The sequence below is a fragment of the Acidimangrovimonas sediminis genome (genome assembly GCF_002871005.1).
Taxonomy (GTDB): Bacteria; Pseudomonadota; Alphaproteobacteria; order Rhodobacterales; family Rhodobacteraceae; genus Acidimangrovimonas; species Acidimangrovimonas sediminis.
Window position 1 is genome coordinate 343,708 of the sequence record NZ_PHSN01000004.1, and the last position, 21,907, is coordinate 365,614.

The window sequence follows — 21,907 nt, forward strand, 5'->3', positions numbered from 1 at the left end:
GGGCAAAGGGGGCAGACCGGGGGGCAGACGGCCGCCCTTGCCTAGCCGGCCTTGGCCTTCTTCTTCGCGCTGCCCGCCTTGCCCGGCACCTTCTCGGCCAGGTCGCGGGCGATGGCGAAGGCACCGCGGATCTTGTCCGCGTCAGATCCCCAGTCGCGCCGGATCACCACCTTGTTGTCCTTGACCTTGGCGAGGCCATTCTGCGCCTGCAGGAATTCCACCAGCCCCGCGGGGTTGGCGAACTTGTCCTGGTGGAACTGCAAGGTCGCCCCCTTCGGCCCACCATCCAGCCGCGCGATCCCGGCGCGTTTGCACAGCGCCTTGATCCGCACGATCAGGAGAAGCGTGTTAACCTCCTTCGGCAGCGTGCCGAAGCGGTCGATCAACTCGGCGGCGAACCCCTCCAGCTCCACCTTGGTCGTCAGTCCAGAGAGACGACGATAGAGGCCCAGCCGAACGTCCAGATCGGGCACATATTCCTCGGGAATCAGCACCGGCACGCCCAGGTTGATCTGCGGCGCCCATTGATCGTCGGGTGCCGACAGCCCCTCCAGTTCGCCCGAGCGGATCTTGGCGATCGTCTCCTCCAGCATGTGCTGGTAAAGCTCGTACCCCACTTCCGAGATATGCCCCGACTGCTCCTCGCCAAGGATATTGCCCGCGCCGCGCAGGTCGAGATCCTGCGACGCCAGCGAGAACCCAGCCCCGAGACTGTCGAGAGAGCCCAGAAGGCGCAGCCGCTTCATCGCCTGATCGGTCAGCGGCGCGCGCGGTTTCGTCGTCAGGAAGCAATAGGCCCGGGTCTTCGATCGGCCCACGCGGCCGCGGATCTGGTAGAGCTGCGACAGGCCGAACCGGTCGGCGCGGTGCACGATCATCGTGTTGGCGGTCGGGATGTCGAGGCCGCTTTCCACGATCGTCGTCGATAGCAGAACGTCGTACTTCCCGTCGTAGAAGGCATTCATCCGCTCGTCCAGATCGCCCGCGGCCATCTGGCCATGGGCCACGACATAGCTGACCTCGGGCACCTGTTCGCGCAGGAATTCCTCGATCTCCGGCAGGTCCGAGATCCGCGGCACGACAAAGAACGACTGCCCGCCGCGGAAATGTTCGCGCAAGAGCGCCTCGCGCAGGGTGACACTGTCGAATTCCGACACGTAGGTGCGGATCGCCAGACGGTCGACCGGCGGCGTGCCGATGATCGACAGGTCCCGAACGCCGGTAAGGGAAAGCTGCAGCGTGCGCGGGATCGGCGTCGCGGTCAGCGTGAGGACGTGAACGTCCGTTCGCATCTCCTTCAGCCGTTCCTTGTGGCTGACACCGAAATGCTGCTCCTCGTCGATCACCATCAGGCCGAGGTTCTTGATCTTCACCCCCTTGGCCAAAAGCGCATGGGTGCCGATCACGATATCCACCGTACCGTCGGCCAGACCCTCGCGCGTCTTCGCGGCCTCTTTGGCGGAAACGAAGCGCGAAAGTTGCCGCACCTCCAGCGGAAAACCCCGCATGCGTTCGGCAAAGCTCTTGTAATGCTGGCGCGCCAGCAGGGTGGTCGGGGCGATCACCGCGACCTGCATGCCGGTCATCGCCGCGGCAAAGGCCGCCCGCATCGCCACTTCGGTCTTCCCGAACCCCACGTCGCCCACGACAAGGCGATCCATCGGCATGCCGCGGGTCAGATCCTCCATCACGTCGGCGATGGCCGAAAGCTGGTCGTCCGTCTCCTGATAGGGAAACCGCGCCGAGAAAGCCTCCCACGCGTGATGGGGGGCCTCCAGCACGGGCGCGTGGCGCAGGTGACGCTCCGCCGCGATCCGGATCAGGCGGTCGGCCATCTCGCGAATGCGTTCCTTCAGGCGGGCTTTCTTGGCCTGCCAGGCACCACCGCCCAGCTTGTCGAGAAGGCCCTCCTCATGGCCGTAGCGCGACAGCAGTTCGATGTTCTCGACCGGCAGGTAAAGCCTTGCGGCCTCGGCATATTCCAGCGCGATGCATTCGTGCGGCGCGCCGAGGGCGGTGATGGTTTCCAGCCCGGTGAAGCGCCCCACGCCATGTTCGACATGGACGACCAGATCCCCGGGCGACAGGCTCTGGTGTTCGGTCAGGAAGTTCTCGGCCTTGCGACGTTTCTTGGCGCCCCGGATCAGCCGGTCGCCCAGGACGTCCTGCTCGGCGATGACCGTCAGCCCCGGCGCCTCGAACCCGTGTTCCAGCGCCCAGACCGCAAGGTGAAGGCCCTTGTCCCGGATCCCCCGCGCGTCCTCGATCTCGGTCGCGCCTTCCAGCCCCTCGTCCTCGATCAGTCCCTTCAGACGCTCGCGCGCGCCATCCGAATAAGAGGAGATGACGACGGCGCCGTCCTTCCGGCGCACTTTCACATGCGCGGCCAAAGCCTCGAAAAGATTAATGTTTTCCTGCTGGCGTTCAGGGGCGAAATTGCGCCCGATGCGCCCGCCCGCGTCCAGCACACCCGGCCCAGGGCTCTGCCCCAGCGGGTTGAGCTGGATCACCCGGCGGTCGCCCAACGCGGCCTCCCACGCGGCGTCGTCGAGATAGAGCGTGCCGGGCGGCAAGGGCTTGTAGACGCTGTCCATCCGGCCCTTGGCGCTCATCGCCTCGCGCCGGGCCTCGTACTGATCGGCGATGCCTTCCCAGCGCGACAGCCGCGCGGGGGTGACCTGATCGTCCAGCATCACCGACGCGCCGGGAAGATAGTCGAACAGCGTCTCCAGCCGTTCGTGGAAGAACGGCAGCCAATGTTCCGCCCCCGCCTGCTTGCGCCCGGCGCTGATCGATTCATAAAGCGGATCGTCGGTACCGGCCGCGCCGAATTCGAGGCGGTAGTTCTGCCGGAACCGGGTGATCGCGGCCTCGTCTAGGATCACCTCTGACACCGGTGCCAGCTCCACCACCTTGAGCTTTTCGGTCGTGCGCTGCGTCGCCGGATCGAACCTGCGCGCGCCGTCCAGCACGTCGCCGAAAAGGTCGAGCCGCACCGGACCGCCCTGACCCGGCGGATAGATGTCGATGATGCCGCCGCGGATCGCGTAGTCGCCCGGCTCGCTGACCGTCGAGGTCTGGGAAAACCCCATCCGCACGAGGAAATCGCGCAGTGCCGCCTCGTCCACCCGGCCGCCGACGCGGGCCGAGAACGAGGCCGCGCGCAGCACTTCGGCCGCCGGCATCTTCTGCGTCGCGGCACCCAGCGTGGTCAGCAGGACAAAGGGCCCGGGAACGCCATGGGCCAGCGCGGCCAGCGTCGCCATCCGCGCCGCCGACACCTCGGCCGCGGGCGAGACCCGGTCATAGGGCAGGCAATCCCAGGCAGGCAGCACGAGGACGGGGACCGAGGGGTCGTAGAACGCCAGCGCGGCGCGCGTGGCCTCCAGCCGCTTGTCGTCGCGCGCGACATGGATCACCGGGCCATGTTTCGCCAGCTCGCCAAGCATCAGCTTCGCGTCGTGGCCTTCGGGCGCCCCGCCCAGTGTCAGATGCGTCGTCATGATCGCTGACCTACCGCCCCCTCAGCCGGTGTCAATGGGGATCGGCGCCTTGCCGGGCCCGCCGCGCCAATCGGCCGCCGGCCAACCGTGGCAGCTCGGCGCGCGGGGCCTGCGTCATCCGCGTGCAGCCGGGCCGCCATCGGGGCGCCGTCGGAGCGTCGTCGGGGCGCACTCGGCACTCGGCATACCGTTCAGCGGATCAGAACGCCCAGGCTGATGTTCTGGTACATGCCCCACATTGCGGTCACGAAGATCGCGACGATCCCCAATGCCTGCACCGCAAGGCGATGGCGGTGCAGCCGGCGCTGCAGCGCCTCGCCCTCGGATTCTCCCGCCTCGATCCGGGCCGCGTTGCGGATCGACAGCGCGCCGACGATCGCCATCGGCCCGGCCAGCAGCAACAGCGCCTGCGCGAATTCGATCCGGTAGCCGAAGCCCAGCACCGCCAGCGTGGTCAGCGCGAAGGCCGTCACCCCGATCAGCCAGATCCCCGCCACACGGGCAATGTGCAGGATGCGCGCGACGTTGATCCGCACCATCGTCTCGAGGTCGCGCTGCGCCTGCCCCCCATGCCGCTTGGCACGCATGATCATGTCGTAGGGCACGCCAAGCACCCAGTGGCTGGAGGTCGACCAGAGCACGGCAAGCGCGATCCAGTACCAAAGATTGGAAAAAGACCGGAAATCGATCAGCTCGGTAAATGGGAAAGTCGGGTGCACGCCGGGGCCTTGGCTAGGATGTCGCGAGACACTAGCCCCGGGGCGCGGCAATTCCTACCCTTGAGGTGCCGGCGGATCCATGTAAATCCCCGGTGTGTTGCATGTCAGACTGGAGGCCTCCGATGCGCCCCACCCCCCGCCTATCCTCTCAGGCCCCGTATCCCACGACCCGTTTCCGCCGCACCCGCGCCAGTGCCGCCCTGCGCGACCTGACGCAGGAGAACCGCCTGTCGGTCAAGGACCTGATCTGGCCGATCTTCGTGCGTGAAGGCGAAGGCGTGGAAGAACCGATCCCCTCGATGCCCGGGGTGAACCGTCTGTCGGTCGACCGCGCGGTCGAGGCGGCGAAGATGGCGCAAGGCCTCGGGATTCCGGCGATCTGCATCTTTCCCTATACCGGGATGGAGGCGCGGACCGAGGATTGCGCCCTGGCCTGGAGCCCGGACAACATCTCGAACCGGGCGATCCGCGCGATCAAGGCCGCGGTGCCCGAGCTGGCGATCATGACCGACATCGCGCTCGACCCCTACAACATCAACGGCCACGACGGCTATGTCGTCGGCGGCGAGATCGTCAACGACGAGACGGTCGAGGCGCTGGTGAAGATGGCGATCGCGCAGGCGGATGCGGGCGCCGACATCCTCGGGCCGTCGGACATGATGGACGGGCGGATCGGCGCGATGCGCGACGCGCTGGAGGCGGCGGGTCATCGCAACGTGACGATCCTGAGCTATTCGGCCAAGTATGCCAGCGCCTTCTACGGCCCGTTCCGCGATGCCGTGGGGGCGTCGGCGGCGCTGGCCGGCGGCGACAAGAAGACCTACCAGATGAACCCAGGCAATTCCGACGAGGCGCTGCGGCTGGTCGAGCGCGATCTGTCCGAGGGTGCGGATATGGTGATGGTCAAACCGGGGATGCCCTATCTCGACATGTGCCGCCGGGTGAAGGACGCCTTCGGGGTGCCGACCTATGCCTACCAGGTCTCGGGCGAATACGCGATGATCCGGGGGGCGGGCGACAACGGCTGGATCGACCTCGAGAAGGCGATGATGGAAAGCCTGCTGGCGTTCAAGCGGGCGGGCTGCGACGGGGTGCTGACCTACTTCGCCCCCGCGGCCGCGCGTCTACTGGGCGGCGTCTGAAGCCGGCCCTTCCCGCACCGGAAGCCGGCGTCGCGAAGCGGACGCCGCGCCCGGGTGCCGCAATTCTGCGCGAGGCCCCGCCGACATGTCACACGACAGGTGACAAGGCGGGACGTTTTCCCTATGATTGGTGGCAAGGGCCGTTAAAAGGCCCAGATATCGGCTCTCCACGGGCCATCTTCATGAGGCATGAGGCAGACATGATCACTTCCCGTCGCGGTTTCCTGGCCGCTTCCGGTTCGCTTCTGGGGCTTGCGGCCTGCGGCAACGGTGTCGGTAGCCCGGGCGCACCGACGATCGACGCGCGCGTTGACGCGACCAAGGCCTTCCTGATCTCGCATTATCCCGGCGTTCAGGATCTCATGCACAAGGCTGCGGGCGTTCTCTACATGCCGCTGATGACCGAGGCGGGCTTTGGCGTCGGCGGCGCCTTTGGCCGCGGCGCGCTGCGCATCAACGGCGCGACGGTCGATTACTACACCGCCACCAAGGCCTCGATCGGATTCCAGATCGGGGCGCAGCAATATTCCCACGTCCTGTTCTTCATGACCCCCGGGGCGCTTGCGGATTTCCGCGCGTCGAACGGCTGGGTCGCCAGCGCGGACATGGTCTATGCCGTGCCGACGCAGGGCGGATCGATGGGAATTTCCACGACGACGGAGCAGACCCCGGTGGTCGCGCTCGTCTTCGGCCAGGCGGGACTGATCGCGGGCGCCTCGCTCGCGGGGGTGAAATACACCCGGATCATCCCGTAAAGCCATCTGCCCCCCAGGCAGCGACGCCCGTGCTCGCCAGAGCGCGGGCGTCTTGCGTTTCAGGGCTGCGCGTTCGGCTTGCAAGGTGATAGCCGGAACTGCGCCGGCCCGAGGGAGGGCGCGTGCGCTGCTTGTACGGCGGCGCCTTATCCCGGCCCGGCCAGGCGCCTCCAACGGCCGAGCGTCGCACAAAGGTGACAAAGCGCCATCCCGCCGGAACGGGCCGGCGCTGGCCCTGTGGCTTCGCCCCATACCGGGCCCCGTACCGGGCCGGGGGCGGAAGTCATCTACCGTCCCGTCTACTGCCCCTTCTCGGGCTTCAGATGCGTGATCCCCACCGCCCCCGCCTTCGCCAGCGCCGGATCGAGCGACATCGGGATGTATTCGCCCCGGCGCCACAGCTCGCCCAGATCGTCGTAGTGCCGCGACAGCGGCTGGCCGCTTTCCCCGGTCGAGATGATGAAGACGGAGCTGTCGGGATCGGCGAAATCGTAGACCCCGCGGTAGCTTGGTCCATGCACGTCAAGGAACGGATCCGACCCCGAGGCCTTGGTCAGCCCGCGGTCCAGCGTGTTGTCGCCGCCGCTCACCGATTGGCGCAGGTTGACGAAATACCGGATGATCGGCGTCGTCCCGAGGACGGAATGATCCTGCACCGCCTGGTGCGCATCGCCCCAGCGCCAGCTTTCGATCTTGGGTCCGTAATGCTGCTTGAGCCACAGCAGCGCATCGTCGAGGGACATCCGCGCGATGTCGGTGCAGCTTTCCTTCTGCGCGCTCTGCACGATGTCGCACCATTTGGCCGCGCCGTCGGTGTTGCGGAACACCCGTTCCAGGAACACCGGGTTGGGGCGCGAGAAGTCCTGCGCCAGCGGCCCGAGCTCATCCGAGACCAGCCGCTTTTGCAGCATGTACATCCAGGCGGCATAGATCAGCGGCTCCGGCATGTGCTCGTTCATGTCGCCGTTCCAGTCGGCCAGCATCTTCAGCGCCTGCTGGCGCATCGCCTCGGGCGTGCCGTCGGGCGCGTCCTCGCCCTGGTACCACAGGTTGCGCGCGATCAGCGGCAGGAGCGATCGCGCGGTGAAGCTGACGGTATCCAGCTGCGCCTCGATGAAGCTTTCGCGGGTCTGGACGTCGCGGTCCTTCATCAGCTTCAGCCAGCGCTGGATCCGCTGCGTGTCGCCCCAATGGAAGGTGACGTTGAGCGGGAACGGACGGTCGACGATCTTGTTGTTGGTGTTGCCAAGGATGCCGGTCGAGGGGTTCACGAAGCTCGGGTTGTCGGAATAGGGGAAATGGCCGTCCCACTGGTCGCGCGGCAGCCAGCCCGGCGTCGGCATCCGGCCCTGGGTGTCGTTCTGCGGATCGCGCTTCGGGATCCAGCCGATCATCTGCATCGCGATCCCGTGCTTGTCGGCCAGCATCAGGTTCTGCGCCGGCGCCACGAACAGCTTGCCCGCCTCAATGCCCGCCTGCACCGAATGCGCCTCCATCAAGTCCAGCCCCGCGGTCATCGAGGTGTCCTTGTCGGTCAGCGCGGTCCAGGAAAGCGAGGTCACGTGCCCCGCCGGCGTGATCGACGCGAGGTCGAAATCGTTGCCCGGCAGCACCGGGCCGTTGTCGGTCCAGCGCAGGGTAAGGGTCACCGGCGACTGCCCCTTCACCCGCACGATAGAGCGTTCGGTGCGGAAATCCTTCCAGCCCTGCGGCGTCAGGTATTGCTGCGAGTTCTCGGGGTTGATCTTCTCGATATGGATATCCTGATCGTCGAGATAGGTCGTGGTCAGGCCCCAGCCCAGATCCTTGGACCGCCCAAGAACGACCAGCGGCACGCCCGGGATGGTCGCGCCGATCACCCCGCCCTCCTTCAACTGCAACCGCGCGAGGTACCATAGCGACGGCGCGGTGAAGTCGAGGTGCGGATCGTTCGCCAGCAGCGACCCGCCCGCGGCGGAACGGTTCGGCGCCGCGGCCCAGGCGTTCGATGCTCCGGCGAATTCCGGCGGCCCCACGGGCGACATCGCCCCGGTGCCGAACTTCACCGCGGCATAGCTCTTGCCCACGGTCGGGAACAGGCTTGCGTAATCGGGCAGTGCCGCCACCGGCTTCATCGGATCGTCGGGCATCAGGTCCTTGACCTGCCCCGGCGACAGCACCAAGGAGGCCCGCGCGCGCAGAATCTCGCGCTGCATGGCGCCGGTCATCTTCAGCGCCATCAGCTTCATGATCGCCAGCGAATCCGCCGGCTGCCAGGTCGCGATCTTGTTGGAGAACAGGAAGAATTCCGGCGCCCCGCGCCCCAGCGCCTGCTGGTTGACGATGTCGATATAGGCGTTCACCCCCTTGGCATAGGCCTTGAGCGCCGCCTTGGTCTTGTCGCTCTGCGCGTCGAAGCTCTTGGCCGCCAGCCCGTAGAGATCGAGCCGCCGCATCAGACTGTCGGTCTTCAGGGTCTTCTGACCGAAGATCTCGGACAGGCGGCCCTGCACCGTGCGCCGCAGGAGTGTCATCTGCCACAGCCGGTCCTGCGCATGGACGAATCCCAGCGCGTAGAACACGTCGGCATCGTCCTTGCCGAAGATGTGCGGCACGTCGTTCGAGTTGCGCACGATCTCGACAGGCTGGTCGATGCCGGGAACGTCGTAAGAGGCGTTGTAGTCAGGCAGGGAGCGCGACAGGAACCAATAGCCGATTCCGACGGCGAGGAGCGCGAGAACCACCAACCCGGTGAAGATGCGCAGAGCCCAGCGAAAGGCTGTGATCATGTAAGTCCTGTTCCTGACGGCGGGGAGAGGGTATCAGGGGTCCGAACCTAAACCATCGCAGCAGCAGGGGGAAGTCATGGCGCATGTGGCATTTTTGGGTCTGGGTGTCATGGGATACCCGATGGCCGGACACCTCGGGACCGCCGGACACGAGGTCACGGTCTACAACCGCACCACCGCCAAGGCCGAGAAATGGGTGGCCCAACATGGCGGAAAACTGGGGAAAACCCCGGCTGAAGCGGCGGCGGGGGCCGATTTCGTGATGGCCTGCGTGGGCAACGACGATGATCTGCGCGACGTCTGCACCGGCCCCGACGGCGCGTTTTCCGGCATGAAGGAAGGTGCGATCTTCGTGGATCACACCACCGTGTCGGCCAAGGTCACGCGGGAACTTGCCGAGACCGCGACCAAGGCGGGCTTCGGCTATGTGGACGCGCCGGTTTCCGGCGGCCAGGCGGGGGCCGAAAACGGCGTGCTCTCGGTGATGTGCGGCGGCGACACGGCCACCTACGCGCTGGCCGAGCCGGTGATCGACGCCTACGCCAAGGTCTGCCGCCGGATCGGCGACACCGGCGCCGGCCAGACCGCCAAGATGATGAACCAGATCTGCATCGCGGGCCTCGTCCAGGCGCTTTCCGAGGCGCTGGCCTTCGGCGAGAAGGCCGGCCTCGACGGCCGCGCGGTGGTCGAGGTGATCAGCCAGGGCGCCGCCGGATCGTGGCAGATGATGAACCGCCACGAGACCATGCTCGACGACGAGTTCGACCACGGCTTCGCCATCGACTGGATGCGCAAGGACCTCGCCATTTGCCTCGCCACTGCCGAGGAACTGGGCGCGCCACTGCCGGTGACGGCGCTGGTCGACCAGTTCTACAAGGACGTCCAGAGCATGGGCGGCGGCCGCTGGGACACCTCGGCGCTGATCAAGCGCCTAAAGGCCTTCGGATAGGGTCAGGCGTCGAAGCGCCGGCGGGGGAATTCCGTCGGCGGAAAAGCCCCGTCCCCGCCCGGCTTGCGCGACCTCCGGGCCGCGCGCCGGCGCATGGTTCAGTCCCGGTCCAGGCGCTTTTCCATCCGCACGGCGGGAAAGTCGATTCCCGGCCCCAGCGGAACCGAGATCCGGCCCAGGCTGCGAAATCCGAGCCGGGCATAGAACCCTTCGGCGTTCAGCGTGGCCATGCAGGCAAGGCGGGTCATCCCCGCCGCCCGCGCCGTTGCGAACCCATGTTCCAGAACCGCCCGACCGATCCCCGAACGCCCGCGCCCGGCGTCGGTGACCACGTGGCGAACATGCGCAAAGCCCGGAAACACGCCCCGGGTCCAGCCGCCCGCACCGACGATCATTCCTGCTTCCTCGGCGACGTAATAGGTGCCCGACCCGATCAGCCGGGGCTGCGCGCGCGACAGGATCGGCACAGCCATTACCACGAGCGACGGGGGATAGGCCATGGCAAGCTGGCGGCCGTAGCTGCGGGAGAGAAGCGCGTCGATCGCGGTGAGGTCGGCGCGCGAGGCGGTGCGGATCGCGGGCGTCATCATGACGCTTGAGCTAGCGCACCGCCCGGAAAGGGAAAGGCCGAGACGGCGCAACGGACCAGACCGCGCATAGCGGCGGGACATCGGCCGCCACTGCGCCCTGGCGGCGATGTTGCGACCTCAGCGCCTCGGGTCGGGAGAAGGCCGGTCTCGCCGCAGCTGGCGACTCCGGCGTCGTGGTGCCGCGCCCTGCCCGCCCCCGGCGCCGCCGGCCGGGGACGGTGATCCGCGCGGCATGGATCGCACCGGCGCGTTGCGCGGCGCGCGACGTGGACGCCGAGACGGGCACGGAGATCGACGTTCTCGCCCCGACCAGAGCCCGTTTCCGCCAAGCGACATCCGCTCACCGCCCCACGGGCAAGGCAAGACGGGACGCCGGAGGGACCCAATGGATGTGCGACACGGCTCTGTGTGGCCCATGCCTGCGCTGCAGCCTCGATGCCGGAGATCGCCATGGTCGTGACTTGCATCTTCGCAGCTTGCATCTTCGCGGGACCGTGACGCTCGGGAACCTGCCGTGACTGGGCCGTCTGCATGCGCGTTATGCGCTTCCTAAGGCCAGCCGAGTGCACGATAGCGGTGCGGTCCCGGGGCATAGCCAGCATTATGACGCCCGACCGAAAGCACGCCTCCCACAACGCAAAAGGCCGCGCAATGGCGCGGCCCTCGGGCTGGAGGCGCGGGTCGCCGATCGTAACCGGCCCCGCGACTTCCGGGAAGATCTTACTTGATCTTGCCTTCCTTGTACTCGACGTGCTTGCGCGCCACCGGGTCGTACTTGTTGACCGACATCTTCTCGGTCATGGTGCGGGCATTCTTCTTGGTCACGTAGAAGTGCCCGGTGCCCGCCGTCGAGTTCAGACGGATCTTGATCGTCGTCGGCTTCGCCATTTTCTTTCTCCTAGCGCGGGCGGGTGCCTTCCGTGGCGCGGGCCCGTGAATTCCTTGAAGCCCGCCTTTTAACCGGGAGCGGGCCAGAGTCAACCACCAATGCGGCGTCATTCGCCAATTCCTGGAAGGATCGTCCGCCGCGGCGCAAGGGGGCTTCGGCAACGGCGTTTCGGCGACGAGGAGACGGCGAAAGCCGCCCGACGAGGGCGCCCACAACGCGGCGCGGCGGGGCCATGATCGAAAACGCGCGGACGGCCTGTAAGCCGGATCCTGTCCGGGGGGTCCGAAGACCCCCGTGGACGGCCATTCCTCTGCGCCTGCCGTTACCGACAGGCTCTAGCTGCCAACCCGGGCCCCGGGCTGAGACGTCCCTGCGGAGATTTCCCCTAGGTCGGGGATCTTGCCGCGTGGGGCCCCTATTCGGCATTGCTCCCGGTGGGGCTTGCCGTGCCGGTCCTGTTGCCAGGCCCGCGGTGGGCTCTTACCCCACCGTTTCACCCTTACCCGGACATGCCGGGCGGTCTGTTCTCTGTGGCGCTTTCCCTCGGGTTGCCCCGGCCGGGCGTTACCCGGCACCGTTGTCTCATGGAGTCCGGACTTTCCTCGACACCCGTGACGGGCACCGCGGCCGTCCGGCCATCCGCGCGCTGCCCATCTAGGCGCGGCAGGGACCGCGGTCAAGCGGGGTTTGGCGGCGGCACGCGCCGGTGGCGGCGGAGCTGCGGCTTGCGAGGGAATTTGCGTATTTGGGGAACAATGAAAGGGGGAGGCCGGGGCGCGGCCCGAGCGGGGCGCGCGACCCGGTTCCCGGGTGGTACGGGAGGGGTGGTTCAGGCGGTCACGCCCATGGCGGCGTGGATCTGCGCCACCTGGGCCTCGTCGAGCCCCAGGGCGTTGGCGAGGTTCGACAGGAAGTCACTTTCCGCCTGGCTGTCCACGCGGATCGCCATGAGGGCTGCGCCGTAGACCTGCGTCTTGACCGTCGCATCGGCCTCGGAGGCCAGCCCCTGGATGTCGAGCGGCGCGGCGAGCTGCTCCTTGACGAAGGCCACCTCCTCGGGGCCCGCGTCCTTGAGATGCTCCATGATCTTCGCCTGCTCGTCGGCGTCGATCTCTCCGTCGCACTTGGCGGCCTGGATCATCGTCTTGATCATCAGCTTGGCGTGGTCCTCGGCCACCGGGGCGACCGGCGTGCCCTTGGCCAGCGAATCGAAGAGGCCGGCCATCGCGCCCGCCCCGGCGGTCGAGCCCGCCGTCAGCGCCGAGAACAGACCGCCCATCCCCGCCTGCGCGGCGCCCGAAGCATTCGCGCCCGGGAAAGTGGAGGCAGCGCCCTGCATCTGCGCCATCATGTTCTGCATCGCGGCCGCGCCGCCGGGGAACATCTTCTCGGCCATCTGCTCGAACCCGCCGAAGCCGCCGGTGCCGCCCGCGTTTCCGGACATCCCGGCCATCATGTTCTGCAGGCCCGCCATGCCGCCCATCTGATTGTACTTCTCGACGCCCTTGGCGGCGGCAAACCCCACGGCCAGCGTGGCCAGTGTCTTGACGAAGCTCATGATATCCCTCCTGTCGACCTCCGATCCACTGTCGGCGTCCTGCGCGACGGGATCATGAAGAACCGTAACGCCGGGCGAGCCCTTCCGCCAAGCCCGCATCTTCCGCGCCGACCTCGCCCTGTCCCCAGGGGCGAAAGCGAAGGCGGAAGGAATGGAGGATCTTGGCGGGTGCCGCCTCCGGGTAGCCGAAGGCCCGGGCGTGCGACAGGAACGCCGCGGGATCGCCTTGTTCCGCCCCCGTCCCGACCTCGGGCCAGACGGAGAGCCCCTGAAGTGCAAGCCGGCGCCAGTCGAACCGCGCGCCGGGGTCGACCTTGCGCCCCGGGGCCATGTCGGAATGCGCGATCACGCCCTCGGGCGGAATGTCCCAACGGGACATGATCGCGCGCAACAGACCTTCAAGCGCCGCCATCTGCGGCTCCGGATAGGGACGGTTGCCGGGGTTGGCAAGCTCGATACCGATGGAGCGGGAGTTGATGTCGCTCTGCCCGCGCCACTCTCCCGCCCCCGCGTGCCAGGCGCGGCGCGCCTCGTCGACCAGTTGCTCGGTCGTGCCGTCCTCGGCGATAAGCCAATGGGCCGAGACCGCGGCCTCGGGGTCGCAGAGGCGGGCGCGCGCCTCGGCGGCGCTGGGCATGTCGGTGAAGTGCAGGACCACCAGCGAGGGCAGAAGCCCATCCTTGCGCGGCCCGTGGTTGGGAGAGGGGTAGCCCCCTCCCCCCGAAGTGCCGGAGGCCCGGCTTACCACCACTTCGCGGGCTTTTCCGCGAAGCCGGCGGCGCTTTCCAGCACCTGGCCGAAGTTCATCAGCTCACCCTCTTCCCAGGGCTTGCCGATCAGCTGCAGCCCCAGCGGCAGGCCCTGACGGTCAATGCCCGTCGGCACCGAGATCCCCGGCAGACCGGCCAGGTTCACCGTCACGGTGAACACGTCGTTAAGGTACATCTGAACCGGATCCGCATCCTTCATCTCGCCCAGGCCGAAGGCAGCCGACGGGGTGGCGGGCGTCAGGATCGCGTCGACGCCACCGGCGAAGACCTCGTCGAAGTCGCGCTTGATCAGCGCGCGGACCTTGCGGGCGCGGTTGTAATAGGCGTCGTAGAAGCCCGCCGACAGCACATAGGTGCCGATCATCACGCGGCGCTGGACCTCGGGGCCGAAGCCCTCGGCCCGGGTCTTCTCGTACATGTCAACGATGCCGTCGCCCTGCGCGAGCTTCGCGCGATGGCCGTAGCGCACCCCGTCGTAGCGCGCGAGGTTCGAAGACGCCTCGGCCGGCGCGATCACGTAATACGCGGGCAGCGCGTATTTCGTATGGGGCAGCGAGATGTCGACGATCCTGGCGCCCGCGTCCTTCAGCATCTCGGCGCCCTGCGACCACAGCGCCTCGATCTCCTCAGGCATGCCCTCCATGCGGTATTCGCGCGGAATGCCGATGGTCTTGCCACGGATGTCGCCGGTCAGCATGGCCTCGAAATCCGGCACAGGAATGGGGGCCGAGGTCGAATCCTTCGCGTCCTCGCCCGACATCGCGCCCAACATGATCGCCGCGTCACGCACCGTCTTGGTCATCGGCCCGGCCTGGTCGAGGGACGAGGCGAAGGCCACGATCCCCCAGCGCGAGCAGCGCCCATAGGTGGGCTTCAGCCCCACGATGCCGGTGAAGGCTGCGGGCTGGCGGATCGAGCCGCCGGTGTCGGTGCCGGTCGCGGCAAGACACAGGTCCGCCGATACGGCGCTCGCCGAACCGCCGGAAGAACCACCGGGGGTCAGCGGCGTCTCGTCATTGCCGCGCCGCCACGGGTTCACCGCGTTGCCGTAGGTCGAGGTCTCGTTCGACGAGCCCATGGCGAATTCGTCCATGTTGAGCTTGCCCAGCATGACGGCGCCGGCATCGAAAAGCTTCGACGTGACGGTCGATTCGTACTCTGGACGGAACCCTTTGAGGATCGCGCTTGCGGCCTGGCTGGGCACGCCCTTGGTGCAGAAGAGATCCTTGATCCCCAGCGGGATGCCGCACATCGCCGGCGCCTCGCCCGAGGCGATCCGCGCATCCGCCGCCCGCGCCTGCTCCAGCGCGATGTCGGGGGTCTTGTGGACGAAGGCGTTCAACGCGCCCGCCGCATCCATCGCGGTCATGCACGACATGGTCAGGTCAACCGCGGTCACCTCGCCCTTGCGCAGCGCGTCGCGCGCGCCGGCGATGGTCATCTTGTTCAATGCGTCGCTCATTCGACCACCTTTGGCACGGCAAAGAAGCCCTCGCGGGCATCGGGAGCGTTCTTGAGGATCTTGTCCTGCATGTTGCCGTCGGTCACGACATCCTCGCGCCGCTTCAGGCGCATGGGCGTGACGCCGGTCATCGGCTCGACGCCATCGACGTCGACCTCGTTCAGCTGTTCCATGAAGGTCAGGATGCCGGACAATTCGCCCGCCAGCGCCGGCAGGTCCTCTTCCTGCACCCGGATGCGGGCCAGGTGGGCCACCCGCCGCGCGGTGTCGATGTCGATGGACATGGGAAGCTCCCCTTTAGCGTTCGGCCCCGTTTAGCCCCGCGCGCGCAGGGCTGCAAGCATCTGGCGGCGGAAGGAGGCGATCATCCAGCCCAGCATCGCCGCGTTGATCAGATGCCACAGGAAATGCGTCCCCTCCGGCACCCGTGGACAAAGCGGCATGTCCACGGCCCGCGCCGCGATCGAGACCGAAAGCAGCGCCGCCCCGATGCAAAGATCGCGGGCAAAGCGCGGCGCCCGCCGGGCCAGCGCCGCAGCGTAGGCGAGGATCACCAGTACCACCGGCACATAGCCCACCGAAGAGCCGATCTCCGGCGCGATCGCCCCCAGGACCCGGGCGATGAGCGCCGCGAGCGGCAGGAAAAGCAAGGCTGCCACAACCGCGCTCCGGCGCCCGAGGCCGATTACCCGGGCATTCACCGCCCAGAGGTAGACGAGGATGAAGGCAAGGATCGGCACGACATCGGCAAGCGCTGCCCACCGCTCGGCCACGGTGTGGAAAAGACCCGAGCCCAGGCCGATCACGAAGAGGATCACACAAAGTGCCCGTGACGCGCCGTCGCCCCGCACCCGCGGCCAGAGCCACAGCGCCACCCCCAGAAACGCAAGATTGGTGACCGCGTTCAGAGGTTCGGCCCAGAACCCCGGCGCCGTTCTCTCGCAATAGCTATCCACTGGCGTCGTCCAGCCCATTTCCTTCTTGCGCCTCCGCCCTATGGTTCAGCCCGTCACATGCGCGCCGCCACGTTGCGGGCAGCGCTTGCCGGAAACAACACCGACACAAGAAAAAGGAGACGCCCCATGAAACTCACCTTTCTCGGCCATGCCAGCTTTCGCCTCGAGATCGGCGGACAGGTCCTGCTGATCGACCCCTGGTTCACCGGTAGCCCGGTCTTCCCCGCCGACCAGCGCGACGCGGCGATCGAGGGGGTGACGCACCTCCTCGTGACCCATGGGCACGGCGACCACTCGGCCGACGCGCTGGCCGTGGCGAAGGAGAAAGGCGTCAAGATGGTGGGCATCGCCGACCTGATGTCGTGGTGGGCCGCCAAGGAAGGCGTCGACGTGATCGCCATGAACAAGGGCGGCACGGTCGACCTGGGCGGCGTCAAGGTGACCATGGTCAACGCGACGCACTCTTCCTCGATCCCGGGCAAGGACGGTGAGCCGCCGATCTACGCCGGCCACGAATCCGGCTTCATCATCGAGGGCGAAGGGCATTCTATCTACCTCTCGGGCGACACCGACGTGATGGCCGACATGAAGATCTTCAACGACCTGCACCACCCCGACATCGGCATCCTCTGCGCCGGCGGCCACTTCACCATGGACATGCGGCGGGCGGCCTACGCGGCCAAGACCTTCTTCGACTTCAAGACGGTCATTCCGTGCCACTACAAAACCTTCCCGATGCTGGAGCAGAACGCTGACCTCCTCAAGTCGGAGCTGACGGGCGTCGAGGTGATCGAGCCGGAAGTGATGAAGACGATCGAGCTCTGAGCGCGCTTCCCCCCCGGCCCTGCGCTTTCCGGCGCACGGCCGGGGGTCAGCCGCCGCCCCCCCGGAGTACTTGCACCAAGATGAAGAGCAAAAGCCTTCATTTCATCTTGGCGAAAATACTCCACGGGGGTGCGGGGGTGTGCCCCCCCCGCGGATGCGGCGGGTGCGGGGGCGTGCCCACCGCGGCGCCCGATATCAGAGCTCTCGGAACGCCTTTTCCTGACGCGGCGTCCACCGCACGTTCAGGCGATAGCCCTCTTCCGTCTCTTCCTCGGCCGTCACCACGCCCTGCTCGTGCAGCCAGGCGCGGCGGCGGCCGTCGGCGAAGGGCAGATCCACCACACGCTCGATCCGTTCCTCGGCCAGCGCGGTCTCGATATCGGCGTGCAGCTCGGACACGCCCTCTCCGGTCAGGGCCGAGATCACCCTGACGCCGTCGGTCCGGGCCGCCTGCACCTCAAGCGCCTCGCGCGCGGGGCCCGCGACCTGGTCGATCTTGTTCCAGACCTCGATCTGCGGCACGTCGCGCCGCACGCCGAGCGCGCGCAGGATGTCGGCCACGTCGGCGGCCTGTTCCTCGGTCTCGGGATGCGAGATGTCGCGGACGTGGAGGATCAGGTCGGCCTCCAGTACCTCTTCCAGCGTCGCGCGGAAGGCCGCGACCAGCTGGGTCGGCAGGTCGGAGATGAACCCCACCGTGTCCGACAGGATCACCTTGCGCCCGGAGGGGATGACCACGCCGCGCATGGTCGGGTCGAGGGTCGCGAAGAGCATGTCCTTGGCCATCACCTCGGCCCCGGTCATGCGGTTGAAAAGCGTGGATTTTCCTGCGTTCGTGTAGCCCACCAGCGCGACGATCGGAAAGGGCACCTTGCGGCGGGCCGAGCGGTGAAGTTCGCGCGTCTTGACCACTTTGCCGAGCTGGCGGCGGATCCGCGTCACCTGTTCGTCGATCGCCCGCCGGTCGGCCTCGATCTGGGTCTCGCCGGGGCCGCCGACGAAGCCGAGGCCGCCACGCTGGCGTTCGAGGTGGGTCCAGGCGCGCACGAGGCGGGTGCGCTGGTAGGAAAGCGCGGCAAGTTCCACCTGCAGCACCCCCTCGCGGGTCCGGGCCCGGTCGGCAAAGATCTCGAGGATCAGGCCGGTCCGGTCGAGCAGCTTCACCTTCCACTCACGTTCAAGGTTGCGCTGCTGCACCGGTGTCACCGGACCGTCGACCAGGACGAGGTCGACCTCGGCCGCGGCCAGGCGCTCGCGCAGCTCCTCGACCTTGCCCGAACCGAACAGCTTGCCGGGCGCGACCTTGGGAAGGCGCACCACTTCTGCGCCGGCAAGCTCCAGCTCGGGCAGCGCGGCCGCCAGCGACACCGCTTCCTCAAGCGAATGCTGCGCCGGGCGCCGCCGGCGTTCCGACGTGATGTCGGGATGAAGGACATAGGCGCGGGTGTGGGGCGCGCGGGTCTCGGTCTGGGTCAAGTCGATGTCCCGTGCGGGAGGATCAATCTTCGCCGTCGTAGAGATTGATCGGCTGGCCCGGCATGATGGTCGAGATCGCATGCTTGTACACAAGCTGCGACTGCCCATCGCGGCGTAGCAGCACGCAGAAATTGTCGAACCAGGTGATCACGCCCTGAAGCTTCACGCCGTTGATCAGGAAGATCGTGACGGGAATCTTGCTCTTGCGGACGTGATTGAGAAAGGCGTCCTGTAAATTTTGTTTGTCGGCGGCCATGTTCTTGCCTTTTATTCTTTCGCGCGTGTTGCTCCGGCGTCCCTTGTGCGTGGTCGCGTCGTCTCGCCGGGCCGAGTATGTCGTGGGATTCGCGGAGATTCCAGACCAAAAAACAGTCCGTTACGGACCTATGGGCGGTAACTTCCCTTCCAGCGCCGATAAAACCGGGACGTCCGCCTCAGTTGCGCCACGAATCCGGGGCCAGAAGTGCAATGATCGCGAGTGTTTCAAGCCGGCCAAGGATCATCGCGCCGGCAAGGATCAGCTTTGCGTCGGCGCCGAGGGCGGCGTAGCTGAGCGGCGTTTCGGTCGCGACGCTGGCGAGCGGCCCGGTGGTGGAAAGCGCCGAGACGGCAAAGACCAGCGCGGGCTCGAATTCGATCCCCGTGAGCGTCAGGAGCGCCATCACCAGGATCACCGCCAGGCCGTAGAGCATGAAGAAGATCCACGCGACATAGGCGCCCTCGCGCCGCAGGCGGCGGGCCAGCGCCCCGGAACCGCCCACCGAATTGGGGTGCACGAGCTTTTCCATCTCGCGCTGGCCATGCTTGTAGAGCGCGTAGATCCTGAGCAGCTTCACCCCGCCCGCGGTGGTCGCCACCCCGCCCCCCATCAGCGCAAGGCCCACCAGGATCAGCCCCGGCGCGTTCAGCCCCGACCAGGTCTGCGCCGCATCCCAGCCGATCGCCTGGAACCCGGTCGTCGACAGAAAGGACAGCACGGTGAAGGCGCTGGCCCAGAGCGCCAGCAGCGCCTGCAGCAGGTGGTCGGGGGTCCGCGTCTCGTAGACCGCCGTCCAGTGGCGCAGGAACAGCAGCGCGGTGACCACGACGACCACGGTCACGCCCATGCGGAACTCGGGGTCGGCGAACAGGCTGCGCCTTCCCTCGACCTGGCTGATCCCGGGCAGCGAATAGCGCGAGATCGCGAAGAACAGGAAGATGAAGATCAGGATCTCGCCCGGGATGCCCGAGGTCGCCCCCTCCATCCCGCCGACCGGAGAGATGCCCGAGGTCGCCAGTGTCGACATCGCGTGGATCAGCGCCACAAGAGAGTGATCCCCCGCGATCAGCAGGCCGATCCACAGCACCAGCGTCAGGCCGCCATAGACCGGGAACAGCACGAGCGCATAGCGCACCAGCCGCTCGGACGGGTCGGCGACGCGGGTGATCTGCCCGCCCGCGCCACGCCCCACCGCGCCGCCCGAGATCACCTCGAACCCGCCGAGGTTCAGCGGCGCCAGCACGGCAAGCGCGGCCAGCAGGATGAAGAACCCCCCGCCCCAGCCGACGAGACCGCGCCACAGGTGGATCGACGGCGCCAGCCGTTGCGGCTGGTAGACGGTCGCGCCCGTGGTGGTGAAATCCGACACCATTTCGAACCAGGCGTTGACGAAGGTGGTATCTGGCACGGCCTCGGAAAACGGAAAGGCCATCAGCACCGGCAGCAAGAGGTAGGCGCCGAGCAGCGCGAAAAGGTGGCTGCGCGCGGCGTTCCGCGGCCGGTAGTTCGAGGTGGCGATACCGATCACCGCCGTGAGGATCATGAACATCACGGCGGAATAGAAGAAGGCGCGCGAGGTGGAATAGTCGCGCAGCATGTAGCCGTGGAAGGCCGGCACGAACATCGCCGCCGACGTGATCCCCATCAGGATCACCAGGAGCGGCAGATCGAGGATCCGGCGCATCGTCAGAAGAAGTCGACCGAGACCTGCAGGAGGCGCTCGACCTCGGGCACGTCGGCGGCCATGGCGAAGAGCGTGATGATGTCGCCCTCGTCGATCCGGAGAGTGCCGAGCGGCTTGACCACCTTGTCGTCCTTCAGCACGGCACCGACCAGGACGCCCTCGGGAAAGTCGATCTCGCGCACCAGCTTGCCCGCGATGGGCGAGGTCGACAGCACCTGCGCCTCGATGACCTCGGCCTCGGCGTCGCCGATGGAATAGATCGCCCGCACCCGGCCGTGGCGGATGTGGCGCAGGATCGAGCTGACGGTGGTGGCGCGCGGGTTGATGTAGGCGTCGATGTCCAGGGGGCCCATCATCGGCGCCAGCGTCGGATCGTTGACCAGCGCGATCGCCATCGGGCAACCGGCCTGCTTGGCCCGGACCGAGACGAGGAGGTTCGTCTTGTCGTCGTCGGTCACCGCCAGCACGGCATCCGCCCGCTCGATATTGGCCTCCATCAGGAGATCCATGTCCATGCCGTCGCCGTTGAGTACGATGGTGCGTTCCAGCGCATCGGCGGCCCGTTCGGCCCGGGCGCGGTTCTTCTCGATGATCTTGGCGCGCACCCGGTCCGCCCGGTTCTCCAGCGCGCGGGCCACGGCAAGGCCCACGTTGCCGCCGCCGATGATGACGATCCGCTCCTGCTTCTTCGCGACCTTGCCAAAGATCTCGATCGTGCGGTTCACGTCTTCGGTATGGGCGAAGACATAGATCTGGTCGCCCGCGAACAATTGATCGCCCGGCTCCGGCGCGAACAGCGTCCCCTCGCGGCGCACCCCCACCACGATGGCGCGCAAGGTGGAAAAGAGGTCGGTGAGCTGCCTGAGCGGCGTGTTCAGCACCGGGCAATCCTCGTCCAGCGCAATGCCCAGAAGCTGCGCCCGCCCGTCGAGGAAACTTTCCGTATCGAACGCCGCCGGCGCCGACAGGCGCTGCAACGCGGCGTCGGCCACCTCGCGCTCGGGCGAGATGACCACGTCGATCGGCAGGTGATCGCGACGGTAGAGATCGGCGTAAATCGCGTTGAGATAGCTTTGCGACCGCAGCCGCGCGATCTTGCGCGGTATGTCGAAGACCGAATGGGCCACCTGGCAGGTGACCATGTTCACCTCGTCCGAATGGGTGGCCGCGATGATCATGTCGGCATCCGAGGCCCCTGCCCGCTCCAGCACGTCGGGGTAGGAGGCGAACCCCGCCACCCCCTGCACATCCAACGTGTCGGTGGCCCGGCGCACCAGGTCGGCATTCGAGTCGACCACGGTCACGTCGTTGCGCTCGCCCGAAAGATGCCGGGCGATCTGCCAGCCGACCTGGCCCGCGCCACAGATGATGACCTTCATGCTGGTTCCCTGCTTGGTCTCGCGGCCCGATCATTGGCAGAAGCCGCCCCAGGGGTCAATCTGGGGCGCCGCCCCATGCCCGACCGGCCCTGCGCCTTCGGCGCCGGGGGTTTCACACCCCCGGACCCCCGTGGAGTATTTCGGCAAGAAAGAAACAAGACGCGCTTTCAGTCTTTCTTGCCGAAATACTCCGGGGGTGCAGGGGGCAGCGCCCCCGCCGGCC

Annotated in this window: 18 protein-coding genes and 1 other RNA gene; 4 read left to right on the forward strand and 15 right to left on the reverse strand. The window is 67.3% G+C overall.

Annotation, left to right across the window (positions count from 1 at the left end):
* Positions 1–41 precede the first annotated feature (41 nt).
* Positions 42–3,503 (reverse strand): transcription-repair coupling factor, encoded by a 3,462-nt coding sequence (mfd, locus tag CVV76_RS03840; protein ID WP_102223293.1) that lies wholly within the window; start codon positions 3,501–3,503, stop codon positions 42–44.
* Between the two features lie 191 nt (positions 3,504–3,694).
* Positions 3,695–4,222 carry a component of SufBCD complex gene (locus tag CVV76_RS03845; protein WP_102223294.1) on the reverse strand — a complete coding sequence of 176 codons (528 nt, stop codon included), beginning with the start codon at positions 4,220–4,222 and terminating at the stop codon, positions 3,695–3,697.
* 122 nt (positions 4,223–4,344) lie between these two features.
* Here CVV76_RS03845 and hemB point away from each other — a divergent pair, with 122 nt between their 5' ends.
* Positions 4,345–5,364 carry a porphobilinogen synthase gene (gene hemB, locus CVV76_RS03850; RefSeq protein ID WP_102223295.1) on the forward strand — a complete coding sequence of 340 codons (1,020 nt, stop codon included), beginning with the start codon at positions 4,345–4,347 and terminating at the stop codon, positions 5,362–5,364.
* 200 nt (positions 5,365–5,564) lie between these two features.
* Positions 5,565–6,119, forward strand: a complete 555-nt coding sequence (locus CVV76_RS03855; RefSeq protein ID WP_233192704.1) for a lipid-binding SYLF domain-containing protein — start codon at positions 5,565–5,567, stop codon at positions 6,117–6,119.
* A 299-nt stretch (positions 6,120–6,418) separates the two neighbouring features.
* On the opposite strand, the gene CVV76_RS03860 is transcribed toward CVV76_RS03855, so the two are convergent.
* On the reverse strand, positions 6,419–8,887 hold the full coding sequence (locus tag CVV76_RS03860) for a penicillin acylase family protein (RefSeq protein ID WP_102223297.1): 2,469 nt from the start codon (positions 8,885–8,887) through the stop codon (positions 6,419–6,421).
* Between the two features lie 76 nt (positions 8,888–8,963).
* On the opposite strand from CVV76_RS03860, the gene CVV76_RS03865 reads away from it, so the two are divergent.
* A complete protein-coding gene (locus CVV76_RS03865; protein WP_102223298.1) occupies positions 8,964–9,836 on the forward strand; it encodes an NAD(P)-dependent oxidoreductase in 873 nt (290 codons plus the stop codon).
* 98 nt (positions 9,837–9,934) lie between these two features.
* On the opposite strand, the gene CVV76_RS03870 is transcribed toward CVV76_RS03865, so the two are convergent.
* The 8 genes from CVV76_RS03870 to CVV76_RS03910 all read right to left on the reverse strand — a co-directional run bounded on the left by CVV76_RS03870 (position 9,935) and on the right by CVV76_RS03910 (position 16,079).
* Positions 9,935–10,423 carry a GNAT family N-acetyltransferase gene (locus CVV76_RS03870; protein WP_102223432.1) on the reverse strand — a complete coding sequence of 163 codons (489 nt, stop codon included), beginning with the start codon at positions 10,421–10,423 and terminating at the stop codon, positions 9,935–9,937.
* Between the two features lie 723 nt (positions 10,424–11,146).
* On the reverse strand, positions 11,147–11,314 hold the full coding sequence (rpmG, locus tag CVV76_RS03880; protein WP_102223300.1) for a 50S ribosomal protein L33: 168 nt from the start codon (positions 11,312–11,314) through the stop codon (positions 11,147–11,149).
* Between the two features lie 243 nt (positions 11,315–11,557).
* An RNA gene (rnpB, locus tag CVV76_RS03885) (RNase P RNA component class A) lies at positions 11,558–11,958 on the reverse strand.
* A gap of 186 nt (positions 11,959–12,144) precedes the next feature.
* Positions 12,145–12,873, reverse strand: a complete 729-nt coding sequence (locus tag CVV76_RS03890) for a DUF533 domain-containing protein (protein ID WP_102223301.1) — start codon at positions 12,871–12,873, stop codon at positions 12,145–12,147.
* A 52-nt stretch (positions 12,874–12,925) separates the two neighbouring features.
* Positions 12,926–13,624, reverse strand: coding sequence for an N-acetylmuramoyl-L-alanine amidase (locus tag CVV76_RS03895; protein ID WP_269844478.1), 699 nt, complete (start codon positions 13,622–13,624; stop codon positions 12,926–12,928).
* Complete coding sequence (gene gatA / locus CVV76_RS03900) at positions 13,615–15,105, reverse strand: Asp-tRNA(Asn)/Glu-tRNA(Gln) amidotransferase subunit GatA (protein ID WP_102223302.1); 1,491 nt, start codon at positions 15,103–15,105, stop codon at positions 13,615–13,617. Before gatA ends, CVV76_RS03895 begins: the two co-directional genes overlap by 10 nt.
* Positions 15,102–15,389, reverse strand: a complete 288-nt coding sequence (gene gatC / locus CVV76_RS03905; RefSeq protein ID WP_102223303.1) for an Asp-tRNA(Asn)/Glu-tRNA(Gln) amidotransferase subunit GatC — start codon at positions 15,387–15,389, stop codon at positions 15,102–15,104. Before gatC ends, gatA begins: the two co-directional genes overlap by 4 nt.
* A gap of 30 nt (positions 15,390–15,419) precedes the next feature.
* Positions 15,420–16,079: a ceramidase domain-containing protein gene (locus tag CVV76_RS03910; protein WP_102223304.1), complete on the reverse strand. Its 660-nt coding sequence runs from the start codon at positions 16,077–16,079 to the stop codon at positions 15,420–15,422.
* A gap of 108 nt (positions 16,080–16,187) precedes the next feature.
* Between CVV76_RS03910 and CVV76_RS03915 the strand changes: the two genes are divergently transcribed.
* Positions 16,188–16,886, forward strand: coding sequence for a metal-dependent hydrolase (locus tag CVV76_RS03915; protein WP_102223305.1), 699 nt, complete (start codon positions 16,188–16,190; stop codon positions 16,884–16,886).
* Positions 16,887–17,081: 195 nt separating this feature from the next.
* Here CVV76_RS03915 and hflX read toward each other — a convergent pair whose 3' ends face one another.
* The 4 genes from hflX to trkA form a co-directional block, all read right to left on the reverse strand.
* Positions 17,082–18,362, reverse strand: coding sequence for a GTPase HflX (gene hflX, locus CVV76_RS03920; RefSeq protein ID WP_233192705.1), 1,281 nt, complete (start codon positions 18,360–18,362; stop codon positions 17,082–17,084).
* Between the two features lie 22 nt (positions 18,363–18,384).
* Positions 18,385–18,618: an RNA chaperone Hfq gene (gene hfq / locus CVV76_RS03925; RefSeq protein ID WP_102223307.1), complete on the reverse strand. Its 234-nt coding sequence runs from the start codon at positions 18,616–18,618 to the stop codon at positions 18,385–18,387.
* Positions 18,619–18,796: 178 nt separating this feature from the next.
* Positions 18,797–20,305 carry a TrkH family potassium uptake protein gene (locus CVV76_RS03930; RefSeq protein ID WP_102223308.1) on the reverse strand — a complete coding sequence of 503 codons (1,509 nt, stop codon included), beginning with the start codon at positions 20,303–20,305 and terminating at the stop codon, positions 18,797–18,799.
* Positions 20,306–20,307: 2 nt separating this feature from the next.
* The gene (gene trkA / locus CVV76_RS03935) at positions 20,308–21,684 is read right to left on the reverse strand and encodes a Trk system potassium transporter TrkA (RefSeq protein ID WP_102223309.1); all 1,377 of its coding nucleotides are present in this window, start codon (positions 21,682–21,684) and stop codon (positions 20,308–20,310) included.
* Positions 21,685–21,907: the final 223 nt, after the last annotated feature.